The organism is Geomonas propionica, from assembly GCF_016458235.1.
Taxonomy (GTDB): Bacteria; Desulfobacterota; Desulfuromonadia; order Geobacterales; family Geobacteraceae; genus Geomonas; species Geomonas propionica.
In genome coordinates, this window is the sequence record NZ_JAEMHK010000003.1 from 111215 (window position 1) to 135978 (window position 24764).

General features: G+C 63.2%; 23 protein-coding genes. 13 read left to right on the forward strand and 10 right to left on the reverse strand.

Translation table 11 applies throughout. The features are described 5' to 3' along the window. The first annotated feature begins 73 nt into the window (after positions 1 to 73). Both JFN90_RS05170 and JFN90_RS05175 read left to right on the forward strand, forming a co-directional pair. Positions 74 to 2272 carry a PAS domain S-box protein gene (locus JFN90_RS05170; protein ID WP_199394037.1) on the forward strand — a complete coding sequence of 733 codons (2199 nt, stop codon included), beginning with the start codon at positions 74 to 76 and terminating at the stop codon, positions 2270 to 2272. A gap of 106 nt (positions 2273 to 2378) precedes the next feature. Next, positions 2379 to 2840 carry a septal ring lytic transglycosylase RlpA family protein gene (locus tag JFN90_RS05175; protein WP_199394038.1) on the forward strand — a complete coding sequence of 154 codons (462 nt, stop codon included), beginning with the start codon at positions 2379 to 2381 and terminating at the stop codon, positions 2838 to 2840. A 224-nt stretch (positions 2841 to 3064) separates the two neighbouring features. On the opposite strand, the gene JFN90_RS05180 is transcribed toward JFN90_RS05175, so the two are convergent. Next, the gene (locus JFN90_RS05180) at positions 3065 to 4990 is read right to left on the reverse strand and encodes a tetratricopeptide repeat protein (protein ID WP_199394039.1); all 1926 of its coding nucleotides are present in this window, start codon (positions 4988 to 4990) and stop codon (positions 3065 to 3067) included. Positions 4991 to 5311: 321 nt separating this feature from the next. Here JFN90_RS05180 and JFN90_RS05185 point away from each other — a divergent pair, with 321 nt between their 5' ends. The 3 genes from JFN90_RS05185 to thiL are packed head-to-tail and all read left to right on the forward strand — an operon-like array spanning position 5312 to position 9178. Beyond that, positions 5312 to 5752, forward strand: coding sequence for an Hsp20/alpha crystallin family protein (locus JFN90_RS05185; RefSeq protein WP_199394040.1), 441 nt, complete (start codon positions 5312 to 5314; stop codon positions 5750 to 5752). A 10-nt stretch (positions 5753 to 5762) separates the two neighbouring features. Continuing rightward, positions 5763 to 8201, forward strand: a complete 2439-nt coding sequence (gene lon / locus JFN90_RS05190) for an endopeptidase La (RefSeq protein ID WP_199394041.1) — start codon at positions 5763 to 5765, stop codon at positions 8199 to 8201. Next, positions 8198 to 9178, forward strand: coding sequence for a thiamine-phosphate kinase (gene thiL / locus JFN90_RS05195; protein ID WP_199394042.1), 981 nt, complete (start codon positions 8198 to 8200; stop codon positions 9176 to 9178). The genes lon and thiL overlap by 4 nt, the downstream gene beginning before the upstream one ends. Here the strand turns inward: thiL and JFN90_RS05200 are convergent. Then, positions 9175 to 9573 carry a secondary thiamine-phosphate synthase enzyme YjbQ gene (locus JFN90_RS05200; RefSeq protein WP_199394043.1) on the reverse strand — a complete coding sequence of 133 codons (399 nt, stop codon included), beginning with the start codon at positions 9571 to 9573 and terminating at the stop codon, positions 9175 to 9177. The genes thiL and JFN90_RS05200 overlap by 4 nt on opposite strands. 65 nt (positions 9574 to 9638) lie before the next feature. Then, positions 9639 to 10094, reverse strand: coding sequence for a tetratricopeptide repeat protein (locus JFN90_RS05205; RefSeq protein ID WP_328755346.1), 456 nt, complete (start codon positions 10092 to 10094; stop codon positions 9639 to 9641). A gap of 182 nt (positions 10095 to 10276) precedes the next feature. On the opposite strand from JFN90_RS05205, the gene folK reads away from it, so the two are divergent. Genes folK through fsa form a run of 3 tightly spaced genes read left to right on the forward strand, consistent with a single transcriptional unit; the run spans position 10277 to position 11673 of the window. Further along, positions 10277 to 10765, forward strand: coding sequence for a 2-amino-4-hydroxy-6-hydroxymethyldihydropteridine diphosphokinase (gene folK, locus JFN90_RS05210; protein WP_199394044.1), 489 nt, complete (start codon positions 10277 to 10279; stop codon positions 10763 to 10765). Positions 10766 to 10773: 8 nt separating this feature from the next. Next, positions 10774 to 11010 (forward strand): YHS domain-containing protein, encoded by a 237-nt coding sequence (locus JFN90_RS05215; RefSeq protein WP_199394045.1) that lies wholly within the window; start codon positions 10774 to 10776, stop codon positions 11008 to 11010. Between the two features lie 18 nt (positions 11011 to 11028). Continuing rightward, complete coding sequence (fsa, locus tag JFN90_RS05220) at positions 11029 to 11673, forward strand: fructose-6-phosphate aldolase (protein WP_199394046.1); 645 nt, start codon at positions 11029 to 11031, stop codon at positions 11671 to 11673. A gap of 89 nt (positions 11674 to 11762) precedes the next feature. Here the strand turns inward: fsa and JFN90_RS05225 are convergent, their stop codons facing one another. Next, complete coding sequence (locus JFN90_RS05225; RefSeq protein WP_199394047.1) at positions 11763 to 12374, reverse strand: DedA family protein; 612 nt, start codon at positions 12372 to 12374, stop codon at positions 11763 to 11765. Between the two features lie 145 nt (positions 12375 to 12519). On the opposite strand from JFN90_RS05225, the gene JFN90_RS05230 reads away from it, so the two are divergent. The 5 genes from JFN90_RS05230 to JFN90_RS05250 all read left to right on the forward strand — a co-directional run bounded on the left by JFN90_RS05230 (position 12520) and on the right by JFN90_RS05250 (position 18935). Beyond that, positions 12520 to 14166 carry a putative manganese-dependent inorganic diphosphatase gene (locus tag JFN90_RS05230; RefSeq protein ID WP_199394048.1) on the forward strand — a complete coding sequence of 549 codons (1647 nt, stop codon included), beginning with the start codon at positions 12520 to 12522 and terminating at the stop codon, positions 14164 to 14166. Then, complete coding sequence (locus tag JFN90_RS05235; RefSeq protein WP_199394049.1) at positions 14167 to 16056, forward strand: bifunctional homocysteine S-methyltransferase/methylenetetrahydrofolate reductase; 1890 nt, start codon at positions 14167 to 14169, stop codon at positions 16054 to 16056. Positions 16057 to 16260: 204 nt separating this feature from the next. Next, positions 16261 to 16947, forward strand: coding sequence for an NAD(P)/FAD-dependent oxidoreductase (locus JFN90_RS05240; protein ID WP_199394050.1), 687 nt, complete (start codon positions 16261 to 16263; stop codon positions 16945 to 16947). Positions 16948 to 16997: 50 nt separating this feature from the next. Then, entirely contained in the window at positions 16998 to 17765 is a 768-nt protein-coding gene (gene ttcA, locus JFN90_RS05245) for a tRNA 2-thiocytidine(32) synthetase TtcA (RefSeq protein ID WP_199394051.1), read from the forward strand. A gap of 177 nt (positions 17766 to 17942) precedes the next feature. Further along, complete coding sequence (locus tag JFN90_RS05250) at positions 17943 to 18935, forward strand: 4Fe-4S binding protein (RefSeq protein WP_199394052.1); 993 nt, start codon at positions 17943 to 17945, stop codon at positions 18933 to 18935. Positions 18936 to 19153: 218 nt separating this feature from the next. On the opposite strand, the gene JFN90_RS05255 is transcribed toward JFN90_RS05250, so the two are convergent. The 6 genes from JFN90_RS05255 to JFN90_RS05280 form a co-directional block, all read right to left on the reverse strand. Next, positions 19154 to 19573, reverse strand: coding sequence for a TraR/DksA family transcriptional regulator (locus JFN90_RS05255; RefSeq protein ID WP_183345553.1), 420 nt, complete (start codon positions 19571 to 19573; stop codon positions 19154 to 19156). An 83-nt stretch (positions 19574 to 19656) separates the two neighbouring features. Next, on the reverse strand, positions 19657 to 21003 hold the full coding sequence (gene rimO, locus JFN90_RS05260) for a 30S ribosomal protein S12 methylthiotransferase RimO (RefSeq protein ID WP_199394053.1): 1347 nt from the start codon (positions 21001 to 21003) through the stop codon (positions 19657 to 19659). A 19-nt stretch (positions 21004 to 21022) separates the two neighbouring features. Next, positions 21023 to 21508 (reverse strand): YajQ family cyclic di-GMP-binding protein, encoded by a 486-nt coding sequence (locus tag JFN90_RS05265; protein WP_199394054.1) that lies wholly within the window; start codon positions 21506 to 21508, stop codon positions 21023 to 21025. Positions 21509 to 21592: 84 nt separating this feature from the next. Next, positions 21593 to 22300 (reverse strand): LolA family protein, encoded by a 708-nt coding sequence (locus JFN90_RS05270; RefSeq protein ID WP_199394055.1) that lies wholly within the window; start codon positions 22298 to 22300, stop codon positions 21593 to 21595. A gap of 118 nt (positions 22301 to 22418) precedes the next feature. Beyond that, positions 22419 to 23018, reverse strand: a complete 600-nt coding sequence (locus JFN90_RS05275; RefSeq protein WP_199394056.1) for a chemotaxis protein CheC — start codon at positions 23016 to 23018, stop codon at positions 22419 to 22421. Positions 23019 to 23081: 63 nt separating this feature from the next. Then, positions 23082 to 24761: a chemotaxis protein CheA gene (locus tag JFN90_RS05280; RefSeq protein WP_199394057.1), complete on the reverse strand. Its 1680-nt coding sequence runs from the start codon at positions 24759 to 24761 to the stop codon at positions 23082 to 23084. Between the last annotated feature and the right edge of the window lie 3 nt (positions 24762 to 24764).

Genomic DNA, 24764 nt, shown 5'->3' on the forward strand with positions numbered 1-24764 from the left:
ACAGGAAACCTCAAGATATTTTCTTTTGCGCCGAAATGTGCAGAAGCTGTCATAGCATCGTGGAGGATTCCAGATGACCAAGCCGTTGAACTGGAAGCGGCACATAGGCGTGGCCCTTGGGTTCATCGCTGTATTCTGGGTCGGAGACGCCCTGCTGGATGCCACCCTCATGGGGCGGGATACCTTCCTGCAGCAGCTCCACGACCCCAATGCCTACGAGCTTTGGATGCGGACCGTCTACGCCTGCCTGCTGGGCGCCTTTTTCGCCTCCCTCTCCATCGTGGCCGAGCGGGGGCGCAGGGTGGAGACGGCGTTGCGCCATTCCGACGACCTGTCCCAGATCTTCCTGGAATCATCTCGTGACGCCATCTGCGTCCTGAGCACTACCGACTACACCGTTGTCAACTGCAACGGCGTCTTTTTGTCCAACTACCACCTGAGCGAAAAGGACGCCATGGGGTGCAGCTTCTCCCAACTGGTGGCGCGACAGGGGCTTGCCGACCAGATCATGAGCCTTATTTCCGACTGCGCCTGCAGCGGTACCGCGCTCAACAGCGAGATCTGCTACCGGGCGCAGGACGGCGACGCCCGGTACGAGGACATCTCGGTGCACCCCATCGGTGACCTGGAGCAGGGGGTGCGCAGGGTGCTCTTCGTGGCGCGCGACATCACGGTGCGCCGCATGTCGCAGCAGCGGATGGAAGAGTCCGAGGCCAGGTACCGCGCCATATTCGAAGACACCGGGACCGCCATGGCCATCATCCGTCCCGACGGGACGCTGCAGATGGTGAACCGCGGCTTCGCGGCGGTGACCGGCCTCTCCCGGGAGGAACTGGAGGGGAGGAGGCTTTGGACCGAGTTCGTCGGCAGTTGCGACAGCGACGGGGTCTCCCCCCTGGAGGACAACGACCTGTCCGGCACGCCGCGCCGCAGCTTCGAGGTCCAGTTCTCCGGCAAGGAAGGCACCCGGACCATGGCCGGCAACTGGGCCGCCATTGAGGGGACGGACCGGTCGGTGCTCTCCCTGGTGGATATCAGCGCCCATAAGGAAGTGGAGGAGGCGCTCAGGGAAAGCCGGGCCACCCTCGCCGTGGCGCAGCGCATCGCGCGCCTGGGCAACTGGGACTGGGACCTCGGCAATGACACGCTCACCTGGTCCGACGAGATGTACCGCATTTACGACGCCGACCCCGCCAGTTTCGTGCCGAGCCACGAGCTGGTGCTGCAGGCGGTGCACCCCCAGGATCGTGAGCAGGTGATCCGCTCGGTGAACGACGCCATCTACAACCGCAGGGCTTACCAGATGGACTACCGGATAGTGCTCCCCAGCGGCTCGACGCGCACCCTCTCCGCGCGTGCCGAGGTGACCTACGATGCCCAAGGGAAGCCTCTGCACATGCTGGGCACCGCTCAGGACATCACCTGGCGCCTCGAGGCCGAGCAGGCGCTCCGGAATTCCGAGGAGAAGTTCTCCAAAGCCTTCCATGCCTCCCCGGACTCTATCGTCATCACCCGTGCCGAGGACGGCACCTATATCGACGTCAACGAGGCCTTCCAGGAGATCACCGGCTACAGCCGCGATGAGGTGATCGGCAGGACCTCCACCGAACTCATGCTCTGGGCCGATCCCGATGCCCGCATGGTCATGTTGAGGCTTTTGAACGAGCATGGGCACGTGCGCAACCTGGACGTGCGCTTCCGGGTCAAGTCCGGAGAGATCCGCGAGCTGTTGTGGTCGGCGGACGTGATCGAGTACCAGGGGGAGGCGTGCCTGATCGCCATCTCCCGCGACGTCACCGATCAGCGCCAGATGGAGCGGGAGCTTTTGGAAAGCGACGCCCGCCTCTACATGAAACACGAGGAGTTGAAGAACGTCTTCCACCAGATGGAGGGTATCCGGCGCGAGTGGGAGGAGATCATGGACTGCATCTCCGACCTGTTCATCCTCGCCGACCAGTTCGGCAAAATCCGGCGCTTCAACCGCGCCGTGGAGACCTTCACCGGGATGGCGCACCGCGACATCGTCGGCAGGGACTGCCTGGAGTTCCTCGCGCAGCACGGCCTCAGGGAACACCTGGAGTCCCCGGGGGTGGAACTGCTGCACAAGCCGACCGGAAAGTGGTTCGTGGCCAAACGGCACGCCTTCCCGCCGGAGGTCGACGGTTCGGCGCGCGAGGTGGTGATCATCAACGACACCACCACCATCGGGAAGCGCCAGCGTGGCGCGCAGCCCCTCGAGGATGTGTCGGTGCAGGCCCGGACGGCCGGGTAGCAAAACGTCGCAACATTAGAGTGTTATCCCGTTCTGGGTTCATTGGAACTTGACTTGCGGGTTAGAGCATGCTATACAAATGCCTCGCCCAACAAAGGAGGTGCGCATGGCATCATCCGAGCGGAGCCGCAGGCTGGTGCGCATAGTCGCCCTGGCCCTGATGCTCCTCCCGATCCACACGCTTCCCCTGCTGGCTGCAGAACAAGTAGCAAAACCCGTAGCACCGGTAGTAGAAAACGCAGCACTGGAAGAAAAGTCGGTGGTGAAAAAACTGGTCGGCATAGCCTCTTACTATGCCAAGAAGTTCCACGGAAGAGCGACTACCTCGGGAGAACGGTACCATCCGGAAAAGATGACCGCCGCCCACCAGAGTCTTCCGCTGGGCACCAAGGTTCTGGTCAGGAACCTCGCCAACGACAAGGAAGTCACGGTTGTCGTCAACGACCGTTGCCGCAAGAAGGGATTCCCCTTCATCGACCTGTCACGGGCCGCGGCAAGGAAACTGGGTTTTCTCGGACAAGGCAAGGCCAAGGTGGCCATCATCCCGCTGACCGAGGAAGAATCCTAGCAATATCTAAATACAATCTGGGCGAACAGAGAAAAAAGGCCGGGGATTATCCCCGGCCTTTTTTCTTTCAAGGAGTTGCCGCAGTTGATCCCCCCTCCCCCTGCGGGAGGGGGGGAGAACGTTCGGGCAACGTTATATTGTTAGAAGCCAATCAATCTCTGCACAAAAAAAGGCAGCCCCCGCAGGGGCTGCCTTTTCTGTTGTTTGCTGCCCGATCGGGCGGGCTAATCTTCCTTGTGCTTCTTCTTGGAGGCCGAGGACTTCTTCTTTTTGGAGGAGGATTTCTTGGACGATTTCTCCTCCTTGGACTTCTTCCCTTTCTTCCCCTTCTTCGACTTGCTGCCGGACGACCCCTTGTGTTTGCGGAAGCTGCGCGGTTCCGGGTTGAACTCGTCCTTGATGTTGCTCAAAAGGACCTGGGCCTCCTCCAGATCGGGGTCCGCCTTTCTGGCCGCTTCCAGCGACTCCTTGGCCTCCGCGATGTGGCCGTCCTTCATCTGCACGCGCCCCATGGCGTTCAAGGCCTTGGCGTGGTCGGGCTTCAACTTCACCGCTTCCTTGTACTCGTCGGTGGCGGCGGTGTAGTTCTTCTGGAACTCGTAGACCAGCCCGAGCTTATAGTGCGCGTTGGCGTCGGTGGGGGAGAGTTCGACCCCTTCCTTCAAGAGCTTGGCCAGGGAGTCGTAGTTCTTGTTCTTGACGTAGATGGCGGTGAGGGCGGTGCGGGCCTCCTGATCGTCCTTTTTCAGGCGCAGCACTTCCTGGTACTCGTTGGCGGCCTGGTCCATCTCGTTACGCTTGCGCAAGAGGTTGGCAAGCTCGCGGTGGGTCTCCAGCGACTCAGGGTCCAGCTTGATAGCCGCCTGGTAGGCGCTGATGGCGGAGTCGAGGTCCTTGGTGTTCACGAAGGCACGGGCCAGCTTGAGCTGGGTCGGGGCGTCGGCGGGGTTCGCCTTGATGAGCGCCTGGTACTGCTCCAGGGCCTGCGGGAAACTCCCCCTCAGCGTGTAGATCTCGGCCAGGCGCTGCCGGGCCTGCAGGTTGTCCGGCGTGCTGGCGAGCACCTGGCGGTATTCGACCACCGCCTCGTCCAGAAGCGCCTTGCGCTCGTAGACGCCGGCCAGGTTCAAGTGCAGCTGCGGGTTCTCACCCTTGTTCCTGATGGCGTCGCGATAGTAGGACATCGCCTCGTCCTCGCGTCCCACCGCCAGCAGGCAGTCGCCCAGGTGCTGCTGAGCCACGGCGTCGGTCGGCTCCTCCGCGATCCTCAACCGGTACTCGCTGATCGCCATCTCGTAATCCTTGGCGTTACGGTACTGGTCGGCCAGGGCCATGTGATCGACCTTGGGCGTATCCTTCACCTTGGGGACGATGCCGGCCAGCACCCGCTCGTACTCGGCGCTCTTCTGATCCCCTTTGCGGAGGTATCCGTCGGCGAGGAGGCGATGCACCTCTTTGTTGCCCGGTTCGGCGATGGCGGCCTGTTTGAGCTCGGTCACCGCCTTGTCGGTCTCGCCGCGGGCGAGGAGCAGGGCCCCCAGCCCCAGGCGCGCCCGGGCGTTGCCGGGCAGGATGGCGAGCGCCTTTCTGTATTCGTCCTCGGCTTTTTGCTTCTGTCCCACCGCGTCGTAGGAGACGGCCAGGTCGGTGTGCAGGGAGGCGTCCTCGGGGAGGGCGGCCAGGGCCTCGGTGTAGTGGAAGATGGCGAGCTGGTGCAGCTCCTTTTGGGCCAGGAAGCGGGCAAGGCCCCCGTGGTAGCGCGGGTCGCCGGTCTTGAGCCCCTGGGAGAGCTCAACCGCTGCCTCCTCGCTGGCTCCCTTCTGCAGGTGCAAAAGGCCCAGGTTGCCGCTGGCCGGGTAGAAGTCGGGGTCCAGCGCCAGGGTCTCGCGGTACTCCTGGATGGCGGCGTCCATGTTGCCGCTGCGCTCGAAGGCGAGCGCCTTCAGGTATCGGCCGGGGGCGCCGGTGGGGCAGAGCTCCGCCACCCGCTTTTCGGCATCCTTTTTCTTTTGCTCGCTCGCCTGCGGGGGGAGTTCCAGGATGATCTTCTTCGCTTCCAGGCAGCTGTTGGTGGCCGGGAAGGGCCAACTGAAGCCGGTGCTGAACAGGGTCACCGCCAGGAGCGACGACAGTGCTGCGTATCTTTTCATGTAGGGCCCTTTTACTTACGAGAGAACGTGTGGTGGGGGCGCGCGCTGCGGCGCCGGGGACTCGGCCCGGGGCAGCCGGGCGCTGCCGGGCCAAGTGTGGCCCGGTGAGGTTGCGGGATTATACACATGGGGACTAATAAATTCAATTCCAAAACGATAATCATTAAGGATCCCGCCGCTTTGGGCCCGCAAACCCGCACTAGGGGAGGGGGGCTCAAAGGTTAAGGCGGATTACCTTGACTTTCATGATAAAGATGGTTAAATCATCTGCACCGGCCATGGGGCCGTTTTTAATTAAAAGCCGGGCAACAGAGGGGCGCGATGGCGGTAATTCCCAAGGAACCTTTGGAATGGCTGAACCTGTTTCGCCAGCAGATGGACGAGATCTTCCGCTTTCTCTCCACGCTGGAAGGGCGGGAAGGCTTCACCGACAAAGAACAATCCCCGCTGGTAGACATCTACGAAACCGACCGCTCCTTCGTGGTCGAGGTAGAACTCCCCGGCTGCGACCGCAGCGACATCACCCTGAGCCTATGCTGCTCCACCCTGGTAGTGGAGGGGACAGCACGGGACGAAACAGACCCCGGCGCCACCTACACCTGCCTTGAGCGCGGCACCGGCCGCTTCTGCAGGGCCATCGAGGTTCCTCCAGGCGCTGACCTGGAAGGGGTGCAGGCGCAGTACCGGCGCGGTCTGCTCACGGTTGAGTTCCCCTGGTGCAAGGGGGAGAAGCCGCACATCCGCGAGATCCCGATTGAGTAAGGAGAGGTAAATGGAAAACAGGCAGGAGACCGAAGAACTTAACATACCGGATGTTCTGCCGCTGCTCCCGGTAAGGGACGTGGTCGTATATCCCTACATGATTCTGCCGCTTTTCGTGGGGCGCGAGATCTCCATCGCGGCCGTTGATCACGCTCTTTCCAAGGACCGCATGATCTTCCTCGCGACGCAGAGGGACGTGGGTGACGAGGACCCGGCCCCCGAGGCGATCTACGAGGTCGGCACGGTCGCCATGATCATGCGCATGCTGAAGCTTCCCGACGGCAGGGTCAAGATCCTGGTGCAGGGGCTCACCAAGGGACGCATCACGGAATACCTGGCCGAGAAACCCTTCTACTCGGTGCGCATCGACCGGATCATCGAGCCGGCCGCGCCGGAGAACACCCTGGAGTCCGAGGCCCTGATCCGGACCGTGAAGGAGGAGTTGGCGAAGATCGTGGCGCTCGGCAAGGCGGTTTCCCCCGAGGTCATGGTCATCGTGGAGAATATGCAGGAGCCGGGCGCTCTCGCCGACCTGGTGGCCAGCAACATCGGCCTCAAGGTGGAAGAGGCGCAGGGGCTCCTCGAGGTGATCGATCCGCTGGAGCGCCTGAAAAGGGTGAACGATCTCCTGAACAAGGAGAGCGAGCTGCTCAACATGCAGGCTCGCATCCAGTCCGCCGCCAAGGAGGAGATGGGCAAGAGCCAGCGCGAGTACTACCTGCGCGAGCAGCTGCGCGCCATCCAGCAGGAACTGGGCGAGACCGACGCCAGAAGCGAGGAGATGGCCGAACTCAGAAAGGCCGTCGAGAGCGCCAAGATGCCCCAGAACGTCGAGAAGGAGGCCCTGAAGCAGCTCGGGCGCCTGGAGCAGATGCACCCGGACGCCGCCGAGGCGGGCATGCTGCGCACCTTCCTGGACTGGATGGTGGACATCCCCTGGGGCAAGGCGACCAAGGACGCCCTGGAGATCAACCGCGCCTCCGAAATCCTCAATGAGGATCACTACTTCCTGGAGAAGGTGAAGGAGCGCATCCTTGAGTTCCTGGCGGTCAGAAAACTCAAGAAGAAGATGAAGGGCCCCATCCTTTGCTTCGTGGGACCTCCGGGCGTCGGCAAGACCAGCCTGGGCAAGTCCATTGCCCGCGCCATGGGGAGGAAGTTCGTACGCATCTCGCTGGGCGGCGTGCGCGACGAGGCCGAAATCCGCGGCCACCGGCGCACCTACGTGGGGGCGCTTCCAGGGAGGATCATCCAAGGGCTCAAGCAGGCGGGCTCCAACAACCCGGTTTTCATGCTGGACGAACTGGACAAGCTTGGTTCCGACTTCCGGGGCGACCCCTCCTCCGCGCTTTTGGAGGTGCTCGACCCGGAGCAGAACAACAGCTTCTCCGACCACTACATCAACCTTCCCTTCAACCTGTCCAACGTGATGTTCATCGCGACGGCGAACCAGATGGACACCATCCCGGGGCCGCTACGCGACAGGATGGAGGTGATCAACCTCTCCGGCTATACCGAGGAGGAGAAGCTCGGCATCGCCAAGCGCTACCTGGTGCCGCGCCAGGTGAAGGAAAACGGCATCACCGAGGAGACCGTGCAGTTCTCCGAGGAGGCGCTCAGGACCGTGATCGCCAAGTACACCCGCGAGGCGGGCTTGAGGAACCTCGAGCGCGAGATCGGCTCAATCTGCCGCAAGGTGGCCAGGAAGGTCGCCGAAGGGAAAGGGGAGAAGTTCGTCATCAGCGCCGGCACCGTCGCCAAGTACCTCGGTCCCCCGAAGTTCCTGCGCGAGGAGGAGATGGACAAGAACGAGGTCGGCGTGGTCACCGGTCTCGCCTGGACCCCAGTCGGCGGCGAAGTGCTCTTCGTCGAGGCGACGGTAATGAAAGGTAAGGGTGGGCTCACCCTTACCGGCCAGTTGGGCGACGTCATGAAGGAGTCGGTGCAGGCCGCCCTCTCCTACATCCGCTCCCGTACCGGCGAGTTCCAGATCCCGGAGGACTTCAACTCCACCACCGACATCCATGTCCACGTCCCGGCCGGCGCCATCCCCAAGGACGGCCCCTCGGCCGGCGTCACCATGGCGACCGCGCTGGTCTCGGCACTGACCAAAATCCCGGTGCGCAAGGACGTCGCCATGACCGGCGAGATCACCCTGCGCGGCAAGGTGCTCCCCATCGGCGGCCTGAAGGAGAAGATCCTCGCCGCCGCGCGCCTGGGCGTCACCACGGTGATCATCCCGATACAGAACAAGAAGGACCTCGAGGACGTCCCGAAGACCATCCTCAAGAAGCTGAAGATCGTCACCGCCGCCAACATCGACGACGTGCTGGCGGTCGCCCTGGAGAAGTATCCGCCCCCGGCGCCCAAGCAGGCCAAGCCGGAGCCTCCTAAAAGCAAGGTCAGGACCCGCGTCCCAGTCCCGGCCCCGGTGAGGGGCAAGGCTTGAAACTAGCCGAACTGGGCGAATTCGGCCTCATAGACAGGATCAAGGCAAACGTCGCCGCGTCCCCCTCGGTGCTTCTGGGCATCGGGGATGACGCGGCGGCGCTGTCTCCCACCCCCGGTCAGGTCACCCTGATCACCTCGGACATGCTGCTGGAGGGGGTCCACTTCGACCTCTCCTTCTGCGACCCGCGCACCCTGGGCAGAAAATCACTTTCCGTGAACCTCTCCGACGTCGCCGCCATGGGTGCGCGCCCGCGCCACTTCCTGCTCGGCGTCGCGCTCCCCAAGGAGATCCCCCTCGAATTCATGGACGGCTTCATGGCCGGGATGCTGGAACAGGCGCAGCGCTACGGCGCGACCCTGGTCGGCGGGGACACCTGCGCCTCCAAGGGGGGGCTCGCCATCTCGGTGACCGCCCTGGGCGAGCAGCGCCCGGAACTGGTGTTGAAGCGAAGCGGAGCGAAGCCGGGGGATCTCATCTGCGTGACCGGGACGGTCGGGGACGCGGCGGCGGGGCTTAAGCAGCTCTTTGCCGGCGTGCGGGAAGGCTTCCTGGTGTCGCGGCAGTTGGACCCGACCCCGCGGGTGGAGGCGGGGGTGGCCTTGGCCGAGGCGGGCGTGGTGACCGCCATGATCGACGTGAGCGACGGGGTGCTGCAGGACCTGGGGCACATCTGCGAGATGTCGGGGGTGGGGGCGCGCCTGGAGCTGGCCCGGCTGCCGCTTTCCGACGCCTACCGCGCCGGGTGCGGCGACGATCTGTTCGCGCTGGCGCTCTCCGGCGGCGAGGACTACGAACTGCTCTTCTGCATACCTGCCGGCAAGGAAGCCGAAGTGGCGGCGCTCTGCGCCAAGGTCGACCTACCGGTTAGCGTGATCGGAGAGATCACCGCTGGCACCGGGATGAAACTCACCGCCCCGGACGGCTCATCCTACACGCCGCCGCGGCGCGGCTTCGATCACTTCGGCGCGGACTAGTCCGCACTGATCCTCACCGCCACCTTCCGCTCCCTCGGTCCGTCGAACTCGCAGAAGTAGAGCGCCTGCCAGGTGCCCAACAGGAGCTTGCCCCGGTCGATCAAAAGGCGCTGGCAGCTCCCCACCAGGGTCGACTTGACGTGGGCGGCGGAGTTCCCCTCGGCGTGGGTGAAGTAGTGCGCGTCCGGCACTAGCTGGTCCAGGCAGTTGGCGATGTCCCGTTTCACCGCCGGGTCCGCCCCCTCGTTCACCGTGACCCCCGCCGTCGTGTGCAGCACGAAGACGTCGCAACTGCCGGTCCCCACCATCGCCGCCGCAATCAACTCCTCGACCCGCGCCGTGATGTCGATCAGTTCCGTTCTCTCCCTGCTTTTCAATGTCAGGTACTGGATCATCCGTCCCTCCCACGTCATAGGTGACTGGCTCCGCAGGTGCCTGTCACCTTTACTCCATGTGCCGACTATTTTTTGAAGAGACTGTTCCGGATCTTCCCCAGGTATTTGTTGAAAGGGTTCCCCCTGGAGAGAAAGGGGATGACCGGGGATTCGCGGTGTCCCAGCGTCTGCAGTAGCTTCATGATGGCCGGATTTTTTCCCACCCTGAGGCCGAGGTTCAGGGTCCTGATCGCCTCCTTCTTTCTCCCGGCGACGAGGTACACCGTACCCAGGCGCAGGAAGTGCTCGGAGTTTCGGGGTTCCCTCTTGATTGCCTCCTGGCACAGGACTACCGCTGTCTTCACGTTTCCGGTCGCCTGGGCCAGGGCCAGGGCGTACAGGGAGACGTGCTCCGGGGTGCGCTGTTGCTCCATGGCTGCCTGCAGGTAGCGCAAGGCGGACGAGAAGCGGCGTGCCTCCAGTTCCTCGGTGCCGAGATGTACCAGTTCGTTCGTCTCCATTTGTTCAAGATCGGGATTCACACGTTCTCCTGTCGGTGCCGCTTACATTAAGATGGCATACTATACCATTTAATTTGCGCCATGTGAAACTGCCAAGTTGCCTGGTACGGGGCTATCCCCGCGTTTTTCTTGGCAGGCGGCGCGTTAGCCGCGGCGGCGGGCAGGGTTGAAAAAAAAAGGGATTTGTGTTCTAATCTGGCGCTGTGGAACAATGCGCATACATAGGGCTGGGGAGCAACATCGGCGACCGAGAGCTGAAGCTCCTGATGGCGATAGCGGAGCTGGGCAAGCTGCCGCAGACCAAGGTCACGGCGGTCTCTCCCTTCTACGAGACCGAACCGGTCGGAGGGGTCCCCCAGGACAACTTTTATAATGCGGTGGTGCGCCTCAACACGGAGCTGGCGCCGCTGGAACTCCTGGACCGGTTGAAGAGGCTGGAGACCGAGGTGTTCCACCGGGTGCCGTCGCAGCGCTGGGGTGCCCGCAGCATGGACCTCGACATCCTCCTCTACGGCGAGCTGGTCTTTAACTGCGAACAACTCACCATCCCGCATCCGGGGCTGGCGGAGCGCCGTTTCGTGCTCCAGCCGCTCTCCGACATCGCACCCGACCTGGTGCACCCGATCCTGGGCAAACGCATCATAGAGCTGTTGACCGAGCTGGCCTCCCCCGAACAGGTGGTCAGGATCTAGGGGGACCGGTGAAGTTTCTGATATGGGCGCTGTTGGCGTACCTCGTGTACCGGATGTTCGCCGGCAAGACCGCCCAAAAGATTACGAAGCAGGAGCCTGCCGCCGCCGAGACCTTCCAGGACCCGGTCTGCGGCGTGTACATAGCCGAGGCCGACGCGGTGGTCGGCAGGATGGAGGGGGAGCGCTACCACTTCTGCTCCATGGACTGTTTGAAAAAATTCGAAGAGATGCAGCAGCGGCAATAACACATAACCGGAGGAAAGATGAAGTTTTTTATCGACACAGCGGACGTTAAAGAGATTCGGGAGGCCAACGAACTGGGACTGGTGGACGGCGTCACCACCAACCCCTCCCTGATCGCCAAGAGCGGCCGGCGTTTTGAAGAAGTGATCAAGGAGATCACCGAGATCGTGGACGGCCCGATTTCCGCCGAGGTCATCTCGCTCGAGCACGACGGCATGATCGCCGAGGCCACCGAGTTGGCCAAGATCCACCCCAACATCGTCATCAAGCTCCCGATGACCCCGGAAGGGCTCAAGGCGACCAAGACCCTGCACAAGCAGGGGATCAAGACCAACGTCACGCTGATCTTCACCCCGATGCAGGCACTGCTCGCGGCCAAAGCCGGCGCCACCTACGTCTCCCCGTTCGTCGGCCGCCTGGATGACATCTCCCAGGACGGCATGGGGATCATCGAAGAGATCAGGACCATCTTCGACAACTACGGCATGGACGCCCAGATCATCGTGGCCAGCATCAGGAACCCGGTGCACGTGCTCAACTCGGCACTGATCGGCGCGGACGTCTGCACCATCCCCTACTCGGTCATGCTGCAGCTTGCCAAGCACCCGCTCACCGATGCCGGCATCAAGAAGTTCCTGGAAGACTGGGAGAAGGTTCCCAAGTAGAAGACGACGCGGGAGCTTCTCCCGCGGTTCGGGTAACAACGGCGTTACTGAGGGCGGGTCCTGGACCCGCCCTTGCTTTATGGTGGGGATTATTCCGGGGACTGGGCGCGCTTGCCGCGCTGCAGGCGGACGTACACGGCGATGATCACCGCGCTGACGACGAGGACGCCGATGAGCGCCTGATGCGAGTAGCGCATGATCAGCTCCTGGTTGGAGCCGATGAAGTAGCCGATGAAGGTGAGCACGGTGACCCAGATGCCGGCGCCGAGCAGGGTGTAGAGCGAGAACTTGACGTGGTTCATGCCGGCGAGGCCTGCCGGGAGCGAGATCAGGTGGCGCACCACCGGCAGGAGCCTGCCGATGAAGGTCGAGATCTCGCCGTGGTCCTTGAAGAAGCGCTCCACCTTGGCGAACTTCTCCTCGGTGATGAATACGTACTTGCCGTACTTCAGCAACAGTGGACGCCCGAGGTAGTGGGCCGCGAAATAGTTGGCGTAGGCGCCGATCAGGCTCCCCACGGTGCCGCTGACGATGGCCACGACCATGTTCATCTGCCCCTGCTGGGCCAGGTACCCGGCCGGCGGCATCACCAGTTCGCTGGGGATGGGGAAGACGGAGCTCTCAAGGGCCATCAGGAGAAAGATCCCGGGATACCCCATCGCTCCTATGGTTTCGACCAGCCACTGTACCGCTGCATGCATGCCTTACTCTCCTTTATCGCTTTCTTTGCCGGCGCCATTCTATACGGCGTGCGCCAAAAAAACGACTAATTTAATATTTTTCCGTCTCGTGCTGGGGCGTCAGGGGGGAGCCCCGACCCTGAGCGGGACGCAAACGAAAGGAAACATGGACAAGCAGATCTTCGTTATCGGCCACAGAAACCCGGACACCGACTCGATCGCCTCGGCCCTCGCCTACGCCCATCTGAAGCGGGCGCTAGGGAACGAGCGGGTCACCGCCGCCATGGCCGGCAACCTGAACCCCCAGACCACCTGGCTCCTGGGGCGGCTCGGCATCGAGGCGCCGTTGTACCTGGCCGACGTGCACCCCAAGGTGCGCGACGTGATCCAGCGCACCCCGATCACCGTGGCCGCGGACGCGCCGCTTTTGACCGCGCTGGAGCAGTTCCACCACAGCTCCATCAGGGTTCTTCCCGTGCTGGACGCCGCCGGCGTGCCCAAGGGGGTCATCCCGCTGAGAAAGATCGCCGAACGCTCGCTGGTGACCGGCGCCGACTCGCTGCGCCTGGTCTCCGCCTCGCTCGCCTCGCTGGCCGCTTGCCTCACCGGGAGCTTCCTCTCCGGCAGCCCCGACGCCGCCGTCGAGAGCCTGAACCTCTTCGTCGGGGCCATGGCCGAGGAATCCTTCGTGGACCGGATCTCCGGCTTCGATCCAGCGACGCTGGTGGTCGTGACCGGCGACCGCACCTCGATCCAGAAGGCCTCCATTGAGCGTGGCGTGCGCCTGCTGGTGGTGACCGGCGGCCTTGCCGTCGCCGAGGAGGTGGTGCGCCTGGCGCAGTCGCGCGGGGTGGCGCTTATATCCACGCCGCTGGACACGGCCGCCACCGTTTCCCGGGCCCGCCTGGCCACCCCGGCGCTGGAGCTGGCCGTTGCCAACTTCGAGAGTGTGTCGGTGGGCGAGCCGCTTGGACGGCTGCGGGACAAGCTGCTGCACTCGGGCGAGAGCGCGGTGCTGGCGCTCGAGGAGGACGGCACCCTGGCCGGCGTCGCCACCAAGTCCTCACTGTTCGCGCCGCTCCCCTACGCCCTGATCCTCGTGGACCACAACGAGCTCTCCCAGTCGGTGCCTGGCGCCGAGGACCTGGAGATCCTCGAGGTGATCGACCACCACAAGCTGGGGAACCCGCCAACCAGCAACCCGATCCCCTTCATCACCGCGCCGGTCGGCAGCACCTGCACCATCGTCGCCTCCCTGTATGAGGATCACGAGGTGGAGCCCCCTGCGCAGATCGCCGCGCTCCTTTTGGCCGGTATCCTCTCAGACACCGTCATCCTCAAGTCCCCGACCACCACGGCCCGGGACCGCGCCACCGTGGCGCGCCTTGCCGCCGTCGCCGGGCTGGACTGGGAGGCGTTCGGCGCCGAGATCTTCGCCGCCTCCGGGGCGCTCTCCGGCTACGGCAGCCCCGAGCGCGTCGTTGGCTCGGACTTCAAGCTCTTCAGCCAGGGCGAGCTCAACTTCGGCGTGGGACAGGTCGAGGTGTTCGGCTTTGCAGAGTTCAACGAGATGAAAGCGGAACTGCGCCAGGCGCTCGCGGCGCGGCGCGAGAAGGAGGGGCTGGAACTTGCCGGCCTCATGGTTACCGACATCTCCAGCGAGAGCACCATGTTCATGATGGAAGGGGGGCAGGCCTTTACCCGTTTCATGGGTTACCCGCAGCCCGAACCCCATATCTTCGAGATGAAGGGCGTCATGTCGCGCAAGAAGCAGCTGGTGCCGCACATGATCAAGGTTCTGGGAGGTCGCTAGATGAAGAAGTTCCTGGATCGGGTCGCGCAAGGGGTATTGATCGGCGACGGGGCCATCGGCACCATGCTTTACGCCAAGGGAGTGGCGCCTGAGGCCAACTTTGAGCACCTGAACCTGGTGCGCCCCGAGTTGGTGCTGGAGCTGCACCGCGAGTACTTGGCTGCCGGCGCACAGGTCATCGAGACCAACACCTTCGGTGCCAACTGCGCCAAGCTCTCCGCCATAGGTCTGGGCGGCAAGGTCGCCGAGATCAACCGGAAGGGCGCGGAATTAGCCAGGAGCGCGGCGGGCGGGCAGGACGTGTTCGTGGCCGGCTCCATCGGTCCCTTGGGGCGCGGCAAGAGCGAACTGTCGCAGGAGCAGATCGCCGACTGTTTCCAGGTCCAATCAGCGGCACTGGCCGAGGGTGGGGTGGATCTCCTGATCCTGGAGACCTTCTCCGAACTGGACGAACTCTTGACCGCGTTGGCGGCAGCCAAGGAGACCGGGCTTCCCGTGGTGGCAAACCTCGCTTTTGGCGAGGGAGGGCGGCTGCCGGGCGGGACCTCCGCCGAGGGGGCCGCGCGTGCGCTCGCCGCCGCCGGTGCCGATGTCGTGGGCGCCAATTGCGGTGCCGGTCCGCTGGAGCTGCTGGCCACCGTGAAGCGCATCGCCGCCGCTTGCTCCTTGTCGGTGGCCGCCTATCCCAACAGCGGCTTCCCGGAGTACATCGACGGCCGTTACATCTACCGCACCACCCCCGAGTATTTCGCCGATCGCGCCGAGGAGCTGGTAGCCGCCGGCGCGTCCATCGTGGGCGGTTGCTGCGGCACCACCCCCGAGCACATCCGAGCCATGGCCGCGCGGCTGCAGGGGAGTCTGAATCTTACCCTCGCCCCCCGGGAGAGGGTGCCCGAAGGGCGGGTGAGGGCGGTGCCACGAAGTGAAGACGTTGCTGCTGTGGACGCCCTCACCCCCAGCCCCTCCCCCGAGGGGGGAGGGGAGCCTGCAGCCAGTTTCCTGGACGGCTGGGGCGCTGAACCGGTGATCACGGTGGAACTCGATCCGCCCAAGGGGCTTGATTGCGCCAAGGTGCTGGCGGGGAGCCGAGCGCTCAAGGAGGCGGGAGCGCACGCCATCAACCTGGCCGAGAACCCGCTGGCCCGGGTGCGCATGGGCAACCTGGCGCTTGCCTCCATGATCCGCCGCGAAGTCGGCATCGAGGTGATCGCCCATGTCACCTGCCGCGACCGCAATCTGATCGGCATGCAGTCCGAGCTGATGGGGGCGAGCCTTTTGGGGGTCACTTCCATCTTGGCCGTCACCGGCGACCCGGCGAGCCTCGGCGACGAGGCGGGCGCGTCCTCGGTCTTCGACCTCAACTCCTTCACGCTGATCAAGCTCTTGAATGACCTGAACAGTGGCGTCAATGCGCTCGGCAACCCGATTGGATCCGGCACCGGCTTCACCATCGGCGCCGCCTTCAACCCGAACACTCAGAACATGGAGGTGCAGGTACGGCGGTTGGCGAAGAAGGTGGCCAACGGTGCCCGTTTCGCCCAGACCCAGCCGATCTACGACATCGCCCGTTTCCATGACATGATGGAGCAGACCTCGCACCTGGGCATCCCGGTTCTCCCCGGCGTGTTGCCGCTCGTTTCAGGCAGAAACGCCGAGTTCCTGCACAACGAGGTCCCCGGTATCGTGATCCCCGAGGAGATCAGGAGGCGTATGGCCGGCAAGAGCGGCGACGAAGGTGTGGCCGAAGGTCTCGCCATCGCCAGGGAGTTCATCGAGGCAGCCCGCGCGAAGGCCGGTGGTTTCTACATCATTCCGCCCTTCGGCAAGTACGAGATTGCGGTGGAGTTGGTTAAGTTTATAAAAAACAACACGGAACACAGAGGACACTAAGGTCCACAGAGGACACAGCGGAAGGAATTGTGGAAGACCTGCCGTTTCCCCCTCGCCCTCCGGGAGAGGGTCGGGGTGAGGGCGTCCCCTGTCCCCGGCATTTTCCTCTGTGCCCTCCGTGTACCTCTGAGACCTCTGTGTTCCGAGTTTGCTTTTCAGCTATTTTGACCTGCATCAATTTCATTGGAGACAAAGGAGCAGATGATGAAGACCAAGGACATGCTTGAGAAAGGCGCCATCCTGCAGCGCGACCGCGAGACCTACGCCATAGCCCCGCACATCCCGGGCGGCTTCACGGACACCGTCACCCTGCGCAAGATCTGCGACGTGGCCGACAAGTACCAGCTGGAGCTGAAGCTCACCTCGGCCCAGCGCATCGCCATGTTCGGCGTTAAGGAAGAGGAGATCGACGCGGTGTGGGCCGATCTCGCCCAGACGCCCGGAGCCGCCATCGGCCTCTGTGTCAGGAGCATCAAGATCTGCCCGGGCACCCAGTGGTGCAAAAGGGCGGTGCTCGATTCTGCCTCGCTGGGGCTCAAGCTGGACAAGATCTATCACGCCATGGAGCTCCCCAACAAGATGAAGATGGGGGTTTCCGGCTGCCTGCTCGCCTGCTCCGAGTCCGGCGTTAAAGACATCGGCATCGTCGGCCACAACAAGGGGTGGCGCATCCTGGTGGGCGGCAACTCCGGCCCGAGGCCGCGCCTGGCCGAACTGCTGGTGGATAACATCCAGACCGAGGAAGAGGTGCTGGAGATCGTGGCCAAGGTGGTGGAAGTCTACAAGAACGACCCGCAGCAGGGGCGTTTGGGCAGGCTGATTGAGGAGAAGGGGATCGAGGCATTCAGGGCGGCCGTGCTCGGCAGCCAGGACGCCGCGGTCGGGAAGTGATATGAGAGCGGCAATTACGACTGAAAGAGGACCGCGCGCGGGAGGTATCCGTGGCGCTTATTGAGGACGCGCTCTTCACGCGCATCAAGAACCGGGTCGGCAGGGCGATCCACGACTTCGGCCTGATCTCGGAAGGTGACCGCATCGCCGTCGCGGTCTCGGGCGGCAAGGACTCGTACGCCATGCTGCATATGCTGGACACGCTGCGCCGGCGCGCCCCGGTGCGCTACGAGCTGGTCGCCATCAACATCGACTCCGGCTACCGCGGCTACCGCGCCGACATCATCGAGGAGCACCTGAAGGAGCACGGCTTCACCTATCACATGGAGAAGACGGATCACTACGACATCATCTCGGAGAAGCGCCGCCCGAACTCCTCCTACTGTTCCATCTGCGCGAGGCTGAAACGCGGTACGCTCTACACCCTGGCGCAGCAGTACGGCTGCAATAAGCTGGCGCTTGGCCACCACATGGACGACTTCATCGAGACGCTGCTTTTGAACCAGTTCTTCGTCGGGTCCCTGAAGGCGATGGCCCCGAGCATGCTGGCCGACAACGGCGTCACCACGGTGATCAGGCCGCTGGTCTACGTCCCGGAGAAGGAGATTATCCCGTTCTCCCGCAACAACCGCTTCCCCGTGGTCTGCTGCTGTTGCCCGGTCTGCGGCACGGCGGACTTGCAGCGCAAGAAGATGAAGGAGTTGTTGGAGACCTTGGAGCGGGACAACCCCTTGGTGAAGAAGAGCCTTTTGAAGGCCTTATCCAACGTCCACCCGCGCCACTTGCTGGACAAGGGCTTGACCAGGATGCCTTCCTGACGCAGATCGGTGATGATGTCCTTCACCGTCAGGTGCCCGCAGTAGACGACGATTCCCACAGCTCCTATTACCATCGGTTCCATATGCTACCTCCGCTTTCCTTGATGATACGACGGTAACAGGTGGTAGCGACAAAATAAGTCGCAACATATATGCAGGGCAAACAAGGTGAGGTTCATGGCGGAAAAAAAAGTGCAGCAGGTCAGGATTGCGGTGCAGTGGGGCTTTCTTCTTTTCTCCCTCTTTTTGGGGGTAACCTTCTACCGTTTCGTGCTTCATTTCAGAAACGGCGGCGCCACCCCGTTCGTGGCGCGTCCCGACGGCGTCGAGGCCTTTCTTCCCATCTCCGGCCTGGTAAGTCTCAAGGGGTGGATGAGCCTCGGCACCATCAATGACGTGCACCCGGCGGCGCTGGTGGTCCTCTTGTCGGTAATCGCCGTTTCGCTCCTGTTGAAGCGCTCTTTCTGCTCCTGGGTCTGCCCGGTGTCCACCATAACCGAGGTGTGCTGGAAGGTGGGGACCAAGCTCTTCGGCAAGAACTTTAAGATGTGGCTCTGGCTGGACTGGCTCTTGCGCCCGATCAAGTACCTGCTGCTCGCCTTCTTCCTGTTCTCGATCCTGGTGATCATGGCGCCCGACAGCGTCGCCTCCTTCATCACCGGCGATTACAACAAAATGGCCGACGTGAAGATGCTCGACTTCTTCGTCAACCTGTCCGGTACGCCGCTGGTGGTGATCGGCGTGCTGCTGGCGCTTTCGTTCCTGTTCAAGAACCCGTTCTGCCGTTTCCTCTGCCCGTACGGCGCGCTGCTCGGCCTGGTGTCGCGTCTGTCTCCGGTCAAGGTGCAGCGCAACCAAAGCGCCTGCATCTCCTGTGGCGGTTGCACCAAGGCCTGCCCCTCCTACATTGACGTCATGCACCAGGAAAGGGTTTGTTCCGAGGAGTGTGTCGGCTGCCTGCGCTGTGTGAGCGCCTGCCCCAAGCCCGAAGCGTTGCAGATGAAGGCGAAGAATGGCAAGGTGATCCCCGGCGTGGTCTACGCCGCCCTGGTCGTGGTCGTGTTTGTTGGCGGCACTCTCATCGGTCGCGCCACCGGTCACTGGCACAGCTCCATCACCAAGGCCGATTACCAGCGCCTGATCGCCGCCCCCCCGGTGGACCACCCCTAGCATAGTCCCCTCCCCCGGAGGGGGAGGGATACGGTGGGGGCGCGTAGCGGCTGCCGAAAGCCTTCCCCCCTCCCCAACCTCCCCCCTCCAGGGGGAGGAGCTGAGACAAAACAAAAAGAGGGGACGGTATCTCTACCGTCCCCTCTTGGTATTTCTGGCACCGGCCGGGTGAAAAAGGATAATGCCCGTTTCCCCTGCCGCTGTTGCTGTTTTGCCTGCTACCCTTCTTCTTCCTCGCCCAGCGCGATCTCGCGGTAAGCGCGGTCCTCTTCGAAGCGCTTAGTCTGCGCCTGCTGCTTCTCCAGGTCCGCCTTGCACTTGACGCAGTGGCGGGCGAAGGGGACGATCTTCAGCCTCCCGATCGGGATCTCTTCCTCGCACTCCTCGCAGATGCCGTACTCGCCTTCTTCCAGACGCAGTAAAGCCTCGTCGATGTTGCGCAATTTCTCGCGCTCCCGGTCGCCCAGCAAGAGACCCAGTTCACGGTCGCGCTCGCTGGAGGCCTGGTCGTAGATGTCGCCGCTCGGCTCGTTGATCGGTGCATCGGAGCCGGACTTGACAGTCTTGTTAATCTCTTTAAGCGTCTCCTCTTTCATTTTGAGGAGCATCGCTTTCATTTCTTCGGGTTTTTCAGTCATGTATAAACTATCTCCGTTTGAGTCATTGTCCCGCAAAGCGACGCAATAATACAGCAATAGCGGTCGGTGTCAAGACTAAAAGCCTAGTCGATGATCTCCCCAATCAGGTCGTAATCAGAGGAATCAGTGATCTTCAACCTCACTATGTCACCGACGTTGGCGTTGCCTGCCGTGATGTACACAAGTCCGTCCACATCGGGTGCCTGGCGGGAAGAGCGACCCTTCAAGAGCAGCTCGGTTTCCTCGCTGTATCCCTCGACCAGCACGTCCTCTTCGCTGTCGACCAAGGTGCGGTTGTGCTTGAAGGAAACCCGGGCCTGGGTGCGCATCAGCTTCTTGTGCCGCTCGCGCTTGACCCGCTCGGAGACCTGGTCCGGCATGTCCGCCGCCGGGGTTCCCTCTTCGCGCGAGTAGCAAAAGACGCCGAGGCGGTCGAAGCGGGTCTCGTCGACGAACTGCAAAAGCTTCTTGAAGTCGTCGTTGGTCTCGCCGGGGAAGCCGACGATGAGCGAGGTGCGGATGGCGATGTCGGGGATCTCGCGGCGCAGCTTGGCGATCAGGGTGCGGATCTCTTCTTCGCCGCTTCTCCTTTTCATGTTCTTCAGGACCGGGTCCGAGATGTGCTGGATCGGGAGGTCCAGGTACTTGCAGACCTTGGGCTCGTTCTTGATCAGTTCGATCAGCGAGTCCCTGACCCCGTCAGGGTAGGCGTACAGGAGCCTGATCCACTTGAGCCCTTCCAGCTTGGCCAGTTCCTGGACCAGGAGCTCGAGGCTCGGCTGCTCCGGGAGGTCGCGGCCGTAGGCGGTGATGTCCTGGGCGATCAGGTTCAACTCCTTCACTCCCCCGGCAACCAGGCTCTTGGCCTCGGCCATGAGGGTCGCGAAGGGGCGGGAGCGGTGCGCGCCGCGCAGGGACGGGATCACGCAGTAGGAGCAGTTGTTGGAGCACCCTTCCGCGATCTTCAGGTAGGCGGTGTAGTGCGGTGAGGACTGCAGGCGCGGCAACTCGTCGTTGTAGACGAAGTTGGGATCGCCGGTGTAGCAGAGCTGGGAGTCGGTCCCTTTTTTCTCGGCGATGATCTCAGCGATGCGCGGGTAGTCGCCGGTGCCGATGAAGATGTCCACCTCGGGGAGTTCCTTGGCGAGCTCTTCCTGGTAGCGCTGCGGCAGGCAGCCGGTCACGATGAGCAGCTTGCAGCGCGCGTCGTGCTTTCTGTCGGCCAGGTCGAGGATGGTGTCGATGCTCTCCTGCTTGGCCTCCTTGATGAAGGAGCAGGTGTTGACCACGATGATGTCCGCCTGCATCTCATCGGTGGTGACCTCGTACTCGTCCTTGGAGAGGTAGCCCAGCATGACCTCGGCGTCCACCAGGTTCTTCGGGCAGCCCAGGCTCACCAGGCTCACTTTTTCCTTAATCTTCTGGTTCAAAAAATTCCCCTTCTTCTTGTCAGCTTCTGAAGTTGACGAACTGCAGGTCGATGTCGAGATCCTTCCCTTTCAGGACCCGGATCACTTCCTGGAGGTCGTCGATGTTCTTGCCGGTGACCCGGAGCTGGTCATCCTGGATCTGGCTCTGTACCTTAAGCTTGGTTTCCTTGATCACGGCGCCGATGTCCTTGGCCTTTTCCTTGGAGATCCCCACCTGCAGGGTGATGATCTGGCGCACCATGCCGCCGGAAGCCTGCTCCACCTTGCCGTACTGCAGCGCCTTGGGCGAGATGTTGCGCTTGACGAACTTGGTCTGCAGGATGTCGATGACGGCCTTCAGTTTGAAGTCGTCTTCGGAAAGGACCTTGATGCTTTCCTTCTCCAGGGTCACCTCGCTCTTGGACCCCTTGAAGTCGTAGCGCTGGGCGATCTCCTTCACGGTCTGATTGATGGCGTTGTCGACCTCCTGCAGGTCGACCTTGGAAACGATGTCGAATGACGGCATAAAACCCCCTAAAAATGCAGGTTGAGGTTGAGGTTGAGCAAACGCAGAGGCCTTTCTTAACCTCAACCTTAACCTTGACCTGCTTTATCTCTTAATGACCTGGACCCCCGAGGGGATCTTGAAGCTGAACTTGCCGCTGGAGATGCCGCGGTTGGTCTTCACGTTGCTGAAATCCATCCTGGTGGTGTTGCCGGTCTGGTCGACCACCGTGGAGGAGAGCACCGGGAAGGGAGTGCCGGGATGCCCTTTGGCGACGAAACTCTCCACCGCGTCCCCGGAAATGGTCAGCAGTAGCTTGGCCATGGCCGGGCTCTTCTTGTGCGGGGTGAGCTCCAACTGGTAGTTGCCGCTCTTGTCCTTTGCCTCGGCGGCGAAGGCGATGCTGAAATCCTTGGAAACCTGCCCGAGTCCCGAGAGGTAGTTCATGGCGATGCCGTTACTCGCCTCGAGGAGCTGCGCCAGGTCCATCACCATAACCTGCTTCTGGTCCGGGATGTAGTACCAGACGGTCTTCCCGTTGGAGACGATCTGCTGCTTGGGCTTGGAGTAGTTGAAGCGGAACATCGATTCCTTGCCGCCACCCTTCTTCAGGAGGAGCTCGCCGGCGCCCTTTTCCTCGCGTTTCATCACTTTTATGCTGCTTCTCTGGCTGAAGTCGGCCTGCAGGTCGTTCAGCGACCCGTACCCCTGCTCGATGGTGCGCACCACCTGGGAGAGTTCAGCGCACAGGGCCAGGCCGGCGTTGAATGCGATCAGGGCGAGACACAGGAGGGCTGTTCTGGCGATTTTCATAGCTTCGACCTCTGAAAGTAGTGAAGGTCTCGGGCTGGAGCTCGGGACCCTCAATGTGCCGCAGCGGCGGCAGTTTGACCGGGCATTCTGACATACAACCGGGTAACGTGCAACCTTTTCATTGCTCCAGCGCGCCCAGGAGCGCCCCCAGCGAGGCGGGCGCGGGAATGAGGAAGATGCTTCCGCCGCAAAGCGAATCGGAGACCGAGAACATGGCGTCGATCATCACCACCGTCTCGTCGCCGTCACTCCGCTCCAGGGCGCGGGTCAGGACATCGCTCCCCAGGCCGGTGCTCAGGGCGGGGACGGAGGGGAGCAGGGTCATCTTGAGCGAGTTGCCGAGGGCGTTCAGGCAGGCCGATGCCAGGATGTTGCCCACCTCCATCAGGGTCGCCCGCTCCATCTCGGAGAGCGGCTCACCTTCTTTTGGCCCTTGGCCCAGCAAAAGCTCCAGGATGCGCTGGGCGTTCTCCCGGATCAGCAGGATCAGGATGCTGCCGCGCACGTTGCCCAGGATCTGCAGCTGCAGGGCGGTCACCTCCTGCGCGCCGAGCAGGTGGGTGACGCCGGAGCCCTCGAGCACCTGGAGCCGGGGCACCTGGATGCTCACCCCCTTGCCCATCAGTTGGGACAGGGCGACGGCGGCGTGCTGCATGCCGGTATTGCACACGTGGGTGAGCGCGTTCAGTTCGCCATCGTGCAGTTCGTGGTGCGCCATGCTAGCCTCCGGAGATGAGCCGTTCCCGCAGGGGGAAACGGCGGCTAAGGATCGGAAAACAATTCACAGCAGTCCCGCCAAGTCGAGTATGGCGACGATCTCGCCGTCGCCCAGGGTCGCGCCCCCGGCCACGCCGGCCATCTTGGCGAGCGGCCGCCCCAGTTGCTTTACGAACAGCTCGTGCTGGCCGAGGAGCCGGTCCACCACGATGCCGACCCGGCGCCCGCGCGCCTCGGTGACGAACAGCGGGAGGATGCCGTCCGGGAAGCGCCCCAGCGGCATGCCGAGCACCCGGTTCAGCGACAGAAGCGGGATCGCCTCGTCGTCGAGCTGGAACATCTGCCGCTTGCCGATGTTCTCGATCTGGCGCCGGGACAACTCCACGGTGCGCTGCACCGCATTCACGGGGATGGCGGCTTTCACCTGGCCCACCTGCACCACGAGCGCGTGGATGATGGCGATGGTGAGCGGGAGCCTGAGCGAGATGGTGGTGCCGACTCCCGGCTCGGACTCGATCCCCAGGGTGCCGCCGAGCTTCTGAATGGCGGCGTTGACCGCGTCCATCCCCACCCCGCGGCCGGAGATGTCGGTCACCTCCTTGGCGGTGGAGAAGCCGGGGATGCAGGAGAGCATGAGCGCCTGGCGCGGCGACAGCAGTTCTCCTTCTTCCGGGGTCAGGATGCCTTTGGCGACGGCGGCGGCGATCATGGTCGCGGGCTCCATGCCCCGGCCGTCGTCGCGCACCGTGATCTGGATGCGGTCCCGGTCCCGGCTTACCGCCAGGCGCACCGTCCCCCGGGCGGGTTTGCCCGCCCGTTCCCGGTCGCCGCTCTCCTCGATGCCGTGGTCCACGGCGTTTCTGAGCATGTGGTTCAGGGGATCGACGAGCTGCTCCAGCATGCCGCGGTCCAGGCCGATTTCTCGGCCGGTCAACTCGAAATGGATCTCCTTGCCGCTTTTCTTGGCCACCGAACGCACCGAGCGCTGGAAGCGATCGCTGATCGCCTCGAACGGCATCAGGCGCACCTTCATCACCTCGTCGTGCAGCGAGCGCAAAAGCTTCGCCGTCTCGGAGATGGCGTCGTTCAGGGGCGGGGAGGCGAGTTCGCCGGCGATGGTCAAAAGGCGCTGCTTGTTGGTGACCAGTTCCCCGGTCAGGTTGATCAGGTGGTCCAGCAGTTCTGTCTTCACCCGCACCGTTCCACCAGCCTCGCCGGCCGGTTCCTTGGCCTTTTCCGCCTCGGCGGCGGGGGGGGCGGCGGCGTCGGCAGCGGCGGGGGCGGTAGCGGAGTGGGGCGCGGTGACGGCGTCGGCGGCCGCAGGTTCCTGCGGCTCCGCCTGGTCGGCCGGGGCCGCCTTGGGGGGCGCCGGGGTGTAGATCGCCAGCCGCTGTGCGAAATCGCCGGTAGGGAGGGTGGAGGGACGCTCCTGCTCCACATCCTGGAGCAGCACGTCGATCAGGTCGACCCCTTCCAGGAGTAGGTCGGCAACGCCCGGGTCGAAGGGGAGGGCACCGTCGCGCACGCGCGCCATGAGGTCCTCCATGCTGTGGGCCACCACCACCACGTCGCCATACTCCATGGAGGCAGCCATCCCCTTCAGCGAGTGGGCGCCGCGAAACAGCGCGTCGACGGCGCTGCGCTCCCCGGGTGACTGCTCGAGGGCCACCACCTGCTCCGCGATGCTGCGCAGGTACTCCCGGGATTCCGAGAGAAACAGGGCCTTGTACTGCGACATGTCCATCGA

What these genes read in the sequence shown, in the direction of transcription:
- JFN90_RS05240 (WP_199394050.1), top strand. Translation starts at nt 16,261, where the DNA reads ATGAAGACCAAGGACATGCTTGAGAAAGGCGCCATCCTGCAGCGCGAC.
- JFN90_RS05235 (WP_199394049.1), top strand. Translation starts at nt 14,167, where the DNA reads ATGAAGAAGTTCCTGGATCGGGTCGCGCAAGGGGTATTGATCGGCGAC.
- JFN90_RS05170 (WP_199394037.1), top strand. Translation starts at nt 74, where the DNA reads ATGACCAAGCCGTTGAACTGGAAGCGGCACATAGGCGTGGCCCTTGGG.
- JFN90_RS05250 (WP_199394052.1), top strand. Translation starts at nt 17,943, where the DNA reads ATGGCGGAAAAAAAAGTGCAGCAGGTCAGGATTGCGGTGCAGTGGGGC.
- JFN90_RS05255 (WP_183345553.1), bottom strand. Translation starts at nt 19,573, where the DNA reads ATGACTGAAAAACCCGAAGAAATGAAAGCGATGCTCCTCAAAATGAAA.
- JFN90_RS05185 (WP_199394040.1), top strand. Translation starts at nt 5,312, where the DNA reads ATGGCGGTAATTCCCAAGGAACCTTTGGAATGGCTGAACCTGTTTCGC.
- JFN90_RS05230 (WP_199394048.1), top strand. Translation starts at nt 12,520, where the DNA reads ATGGACAAGCAGATCTTCGTTATCGGCCACAGAAACCCGGACACCGAC.
- JFN90_RS05270 (WP_199394055.1), bottom strand. Translation starts at nt 22,300, where the DNA reads ATGAAAATCGCCAGAACAGCCCTCCTGTGTCTCGCCCTGATCGCATTC.
- lon (WP_199394041.1), top strand. Translation starts at nt 5,763, where the DNA reads ATGGAAAACAGGCAGGAGACCGAAGAACTTAACATACCGGATGTTCTG.
- JFN90_RS05280 (WP_199394057.1), bottom strand. Translation starts at nt 24,761, where the DNA reads ATGGACATGTCGCAGTACAAGGCCCTGTTTCTCTCGGAATCCCGGGAG.
- JFN90_RS05200 (WP_199394043.1), bottom strand. Translation starts at nt 9,573, where the DNA reads ATGATCCAGTACCTGACATTGAAAAGCAGGGAGAGAACGGAACTGATC.
- JFN90_RS05180 (WP_199394039.1), bottom strand. Translation starts at nt 4,990, where the DNA reads ATGAAAAGATACGCAGCACTGTCGTCGCTCCTGGCGGTGACCCTGTTC.
- JFN90_RS05175 (WP_199394038.1), top strand. Translation starts at nt 2,379, where the DNA reads ATGGCATCATCCGAGCGGAGCCGCAGGCTGGTGCGCATAGTCGCCCTG.
- JFN90_RS05265 (WP_199394054.1), bottom strand. Translation starts at nt 21,508, where the DNA reads ATGCCGTCATTCGACATCGTTTCCAAGGTCGACCTGCAGGAGGTCGAC.
- JFN90_RS05275 (WP_199394056.1), bottom strand. Translation starts at nt 23,018, where the DNA reads ATGGCGCACCACGAACTGCACGATGGCGAACTGAACGCGCTCACCCAC.
- JFN90_RS05225 (WP_199394047.1), bottom strand. Translation starts at nt 12,374, where the DNA reads ATGCATGCAGCGGTACAGTGGCTGGTCGAAACCATAGGAGCGATGGGG.
- fsa (WP_199394046.1), top strand. Translation starts at nt 11,029, where the DNA reads ATGAAGTTTTTTATCGACACAGCGGACGTTAAAGAGATTCGGGAGGCC.